Source organism: Streptomyces glaucescens, from assembly GCF_002154375.1.
Classification (GTDB): domain Bacteria; phylum Actinomycetota; class Actinomycetes; order Streptomycetales; family Streptomycetaceae; genus Streptomyces; species Streptomyces glaucescens.
Genome location: NZ_MUND01000666.1, coordinates 1 through 5,512, shown reverse-complemented (window position 1 = coordinate 5,512; position 5,512 = coordinate 1). Strand labels below are relative to the sequence as shown.

1 protein-coding gene is annotated in these 5,512 nt (G+C 75.1%); it reads right to left on the bottom strand.

Going from position 1 to position 5,512, the window contains the following annotated elements; genetic code table 11:
• A partial coding sequence (locus CCN42_RS34335) for a non-ribosomal peptide synthetase (RefSeq protein ID WP_143662119.1) occupies positions 1-5,512 on the bottom strand: 5,512 nt, incomplete at both ends.

Below are 5,512 nucleotides of genomic sequence, written 5' to 3'. Positions count from 1 at the left end.
CGACCGGGTAGTTCTCGAACACGACGATGCTGTCGAAGAGGGCGGCCCGCTCGGGCAGGTCGGTGTACGCCGCCATCCGGTGCAGCGGCACGTGGTCGTGGCGGCGGTCCTCGCTCTGCTCCTGCTGGAGCCGGGCCAGCCAGGTGAGCAGCGGCTCGTCGCGCGGCACGGTCACACGGGTGGGCAGGGTGGCGATGAACAGGCCGGTGATGGCGTCGGCCCCGGGCAGCTCGGGCGGCCTTCCGGAGACCGTGGTGCCGAAGACGACCTCGGCGCGGTTCGCCTGACGGCTCAGCAGCAGCGCCCAGGCGCCCTGCACGAGGGTGTTCATCGTGAGGCCCGCCGTCCTGGCCAGGCCCTCCAGTGCCTTCGTGGTGGTCTCGGGCAGGGTGACGCGCACCGCCCGGGTCGACTCCGCGCGGTGGCTCTCGCGCGGCTCGCGGTCGAAGGGGAGCGCGGTGGTCTCGCTCAGGCCGTCCAGGCGGGTCCGCCAGTGCCGTTCGGCCTCGGCCCCGTCGGCGCGCTCGCGCAGCCAGGCGACGTAGTCGCGGAAGGGGCGGCGGTCGGGCAGCGGCACCTGTGCGGCGCCGGACAGTCCCGCGTGGCAGGCGAAGACGTCGGAGAGGACCTGGAACAGGCTCCAGCCGTCCAGGATCAGGTGGTCGAAGGACCACACGACGCGGACCGCGCGGTCGGAGACCCGGGCCAGCACCAGGCGCTGGAGCGGCGCGCGGGTCAGGTCGACGCCTCGGGCGCGGTCGCGGTCGAGCAGGTCGCGCAGCCGCTCGTCCTGTTCGGTCTCGGACAGGCCGCGCCAGTCGGGCAGTTCCACCGGCACGGCTGCCCGGCGCTGCACCACGAGCAGCGGCTCGGGCACGTCCTGCCACACCACCCGCGAGCGCAGCACCGGGGTGCGGTCCGTGACCCGCTGCCAGGCGTCGGCCAGCACCTCCGGGTCGGGCACGCCGTCGAGGACGAACGTCAGCTGCTGGAAGTACACGCCGCGGTCGTCCTGGGAGAGCCGGTGGAAGAGCATGCCGGCCTGGGTGGGCGTGAGGGGGTGGACGTCCTCCAGGCCGGCGGGGTCCTCCCCCGCGATGCGGTCGACGTGGGTCTGGTCGAGCCGGGCCAGCGGGAAGTCCGAGGGGGTGCGTCCGGCGGCGCCGGGACCGGACGCGTACCGGGCGAGACCGGCCAGCGCGTCGGCGTAGCGTTCCGCGAGGCCGGCGACGGTCTCCGGCCGGTGCACCCGGTCGGAGTAGAACCAGGTGAATTCCAGGCTGTCGCCGTCCAGCCGCCCCACGACCTCCAGGGGGTGCGGGCGCGTCGCCGACGGGTCGGCGTCCAGCTCCAGCGGACGGACCAGCCCGCGGTACAGGCCCTCGGAGGTCTCGGACAGGCCGAACCGGCCCAGGTAGTTGAAGCTGATCTGCGCGCTGGTCGCCGGGAGCGGTGCGCCGTCGCGGCCCGGCAGGGTCAGGGCGCCGTGGCCGATGCCGTGCCGGGGCACCGCGCGCAGCTGTTCCTTGACCTGCTTGAGCACGGTGTCCCAGGCCGTCTGGGGCGGGACGGCCAGGGCGACGGGGTGGCGGGTGGTGAACCAGCCGATGGTGCGGCTGGTGTCGACGTCGGCGAAGAGGTCCTCACGGCCGTGGCCCTCGACGTCCACCAGTACCCGCTCGTGCCCGCTCCAGCCGCACAGCACCCTGCCGAGGGCGGCGAGCAGGACGTCGTTGGCCTGGGTGCGGTACGTCTCGGGCAGGGTCCGCAGCAGCACTTCGCTGTCCTGGGGACTCAGGCGCACCGTCACCGAGCGCTGGGAGGCGTAGGTGCCGGTGCCCTCCCGGTCCGCGGGCAGAGCGGCCCGGGCGCCTTCGGTCTCCCGGGTCCAGTACGCCTTCTCGTCGTCGAAACCGCCGGCTGCGGTGTGCGCGGCCAGGCGCTCGGCCCACTGCCGCAGCGGAGAGGACTTGCGGGGCAGCGCGGCCGCGCCGTCCCGGCCCTCGCGGCGGGCGCGGTAGGCGCGTTCGAGGTCTTCGAGCAGCAGACGCCAGGAGACTCCGTCCACGACGAGGTGGTGGACGGACAGGTGCAGGACGGGTGGCCGTCCGGGGCCCCGGTCGTGCAGGACGGCGCGCAGCAGCGGACCGTGGCCCAGGTCGTACGGGCCGAGGTGCGGGGCGTCGGTGTCCGGCCCGGTGTGGTGGGTGAGGCGGCAGCGCTCGGCCGGGCCGTCGATCAGCCACCGTACGCCCGTGTCGTCGGCGAGGAAGCGGGACCGCAGCGCGTCGTGGTGGGCGACCACGTCGTCGAGGGCGGCTTCGAGCGCGCCGGCGTCGACGTCGGCGGGCAGTTCCACCGAGAGCGTCTGGGCGAAGTGCCCGGCCCGCTCGGCGGCGCTGTCGAAGAGCCAGTGCTGGATGGGCGTCAGCGGTGCGGTGCCGGTCGCCTCGACGGGTGCGGGAGGGGCGGCGGTCCGGTGGCTGCCCGTCTCGTCGGCGCGGCGGGCCAGGGCGGCGACCGTCTGGTGCCGGTAGACGTCCCGCGAGGTGATCGTCAGGCCTGCCTGCCGGGCCTGGGCCACGACCTGGATGCTGAGGATGGAGTCGCCGCCCAGCGCGAAGAAGTTGTCGTCCGCTCCGACCCGCTCCACGTGCAGGACGTCGGCCCAGATGGCGGCGAGGGTCCGTTCGGTGGGGGTGCGGGGCGCGACGTGGCGTGCGGCGGGTTCGGCCGGCGCCGGGTCGGGGAGCCGGCCGCGGTCCAGTTTGCCGTTGGGGTTGAGCGGCAGGGCGGGCAGCACGACGACGGCCGAGGGGACCATGTAGTCGGGCAGGGTGCGTCCGAGTTCGCGGCGTACGGCCTCGGGTTCCACCCGGGCGCCGGGGGCGGGGACCACGTATCCGGCCAGGCGGCGGTGGCCGTCGCCGTCGCGGACGGTGGCGGCGGCCTCGGCGACGCCCGCGCAGCCGCGCAGGGCCTCCTCGACCTCGCCGAGTTCGATGCGGAAGCCGCGCACCTTGACCTGCTGGTCGACGCGGCCGAGGTACTCGAGCTGGCCGTCGGCGCTCCAGCGCACCAGGTCGCCCGTACGGTACATGCGGTCCCCGGGGGCGCCGAACGGGTCGGCGACGAAGCGGGCGGCGGTCAGGCCGGGGCGGCGCAGGTATCCGCGGGCCAGTCCGCCGCCGCCGAGGTACAACTCGCCCGTGACACCCGGCGGCTGGGGGCGCAGCAGGCGGTCCAGCACGTAGGCGCGGGTGCGGGCGACGGGACGGCCGATGGGCGGGGCCTGGTCGGGGGCGGTGCCGTCGGCGAACCAGGCGGTGGCGTAGACGGTGGCCTCGGTGGGGCCGTAGATGTTCGCCACGTCGGCCGCGGGCATGGCGTCCTTGATGTCCCGGACGGTCCGGGCGGGCAGGGCCTCGCCGGCCAGGACGACGGTGTCCGCCTCGACGGCGCCGTCGCCGCCGAGCACCCGGGACAGCGCGGACGGCACGCCGCTGAGCAGTCCGGCGCGGCGCGGGCGGGCGCCGTCGGTGAGCGCGGGGAGGTCGGCGAGTGCGGTGAGGTCGGCGAGTGCGGTGAGGTCGGCGACCACTTCGACGCTGCCGCCGGCCAGCAGGGGGCACAGCAGCTCGAAGACGGACACGTCGAAGTTGAGGGAGGTGGAGGCGACGACGTGGGAGAACCCGCGCGAGCCGAACGTGTCCTCGGCCCAGGCGGCCAGGGCGGCCACGCTGCGGTGGCTGACGACCACGCCCTTGGGCCGGCCGGTGGAGCCGGAGGTGTAGATGACGTAGGCGGGGTGGGACGGGTCCAGCGGTGCCGTCCGGTCGGCGTCGGTCAGGTCCGAGGCGTCGGCGTCGGCCGGGCCGGCGGCATCGGCACCGAAGGGTGCGATGTCCTCCAGCAGCAGCGGCTCGCAGTCGTCGGGGAGCGCGTGCGCCGTCTCACGGGTGGCGAGGACGAGGGCGGGGGCCGCGTCGGCGAGCATGAAGCGGATGCGTTCGGCCGGGTAGCCGGGGTCGACGGGCAGGTATCCGGCGCCCGACTTCAGTACGGCCCACAGCACGGGCAGCAGGTCGGCGGTGCGCGGCAGGCACAGCGCCACCAGGGACTCCGGGCCCGCGCCGCGCGCCGCCAGCAGCCGGGCGAGACGATTGGCACGCCGGTTCAGCCCGGCGTAGTCCAGCCGGGTCTCTCCGCAGGTCACGGCGGTCCGGTCAGGAGTCCGGGCCACCTGCTCCTCGAACAGCGCGGGGAGCGTGGCGCCGTCGGCCCGGTCCTCGGCCGACGCGGGCGGGTTCCAGGAGTGAAGGAGCATGCGCCGCTCGTCCTCGGACAGCAGCGGGAGTTCGGCCAGCGTCCGGTGCGGGCCGTCCGCCATGCCTTCGAGCAGGTGGTGCAGTTGCCGGCTCATCCGGGCCACGGTCGCCGTCTCGAACAGGTCGGTGTTGTACTCGACCGTCAGCTCGCAGCCGCCGTCAATGCGCGGCGCGAACTCCAGCACGAGGTCGAACCGGGCGGCCGGGCGGGGCAGCGGATGTTCCTCGATGCGTACCCCGGCGGCCATCGGCGGCCGGGCGGGCGCCGCCTGCTGCACCACCAGCACCTGCACCAGCGGAGTGCGGCTGGGGTCTCTCGGCGGGGCGAGTTCCTCGACCACCCGGTCGAAGGGCACGCCGTCGTGGGCGAAGGCGTCCAGCACGGTCGCGCGCATGGTCTCGACGAACCGGTCGACCGTGGCGGCGTCGTCGACCTCGCCGCGCAGTACGACGGTGTTGGCGAAGAAGCCCGTCACGTCCTCCAGTTCGCGGCGGTCCCGCCCGTTGGTGACGGTGCCGAACGCCACGTCCCGCTGCCCGGAGTAGCGGGCGAACAGCACGGCCGCCGCCGCGGCGAACACCGTGAAGACGGTGGTGCCGCGGCCCGCGGCCAGCTGCCGCAGCCGGTCCACCAGGTGGCGCGGTAACTCCTGGCGGTGTGCCGCCCCCGCGGTGGTGCGCACCGCGGGGCGGGGCCGGTCGGTGGGCAGTTCGAGCTGCTGGAGGCCGGCGAGGTGGCGTTTCCAGTAGGCGAGGTCGTCGGCGTCGGCGGTGTGCCGCTCACGCTCCCACAGTGCGAAGTCCGGGTACTGCACGCCCGGCCGGGGCAGGCCGTCGGGTTCGCCGGCGGCTTCCGCGCGGTAGAGCGCCGCCAGGTCCCGGGTCAGGACGCCGACCGACCAGCCGTCGGTGACGATGTGGTGCTGGGCCAGCAGCAGCACGTGGTCCTCGGCTGCCCGGCGGACGAGCGTCGCCCGGGTCAGGGGCCCGGTCGTCAGGTCGTGCGGTCGGCGCAGTTCCTCGGTCAGCAGGCGCTCGACGGCCTGGTCCCGCCGGTCGGCGGGCAGGTGTCCGACGTCGCTGGTGCGCAGCGGCAGTTCCGCCTCGGCGGCGACGAGCTGGACGCCCTGTCCGTCGACGGTGGCGAAGGTCGTGCGCAGGGAGTCGTGGCGGGCGGCGAGCCG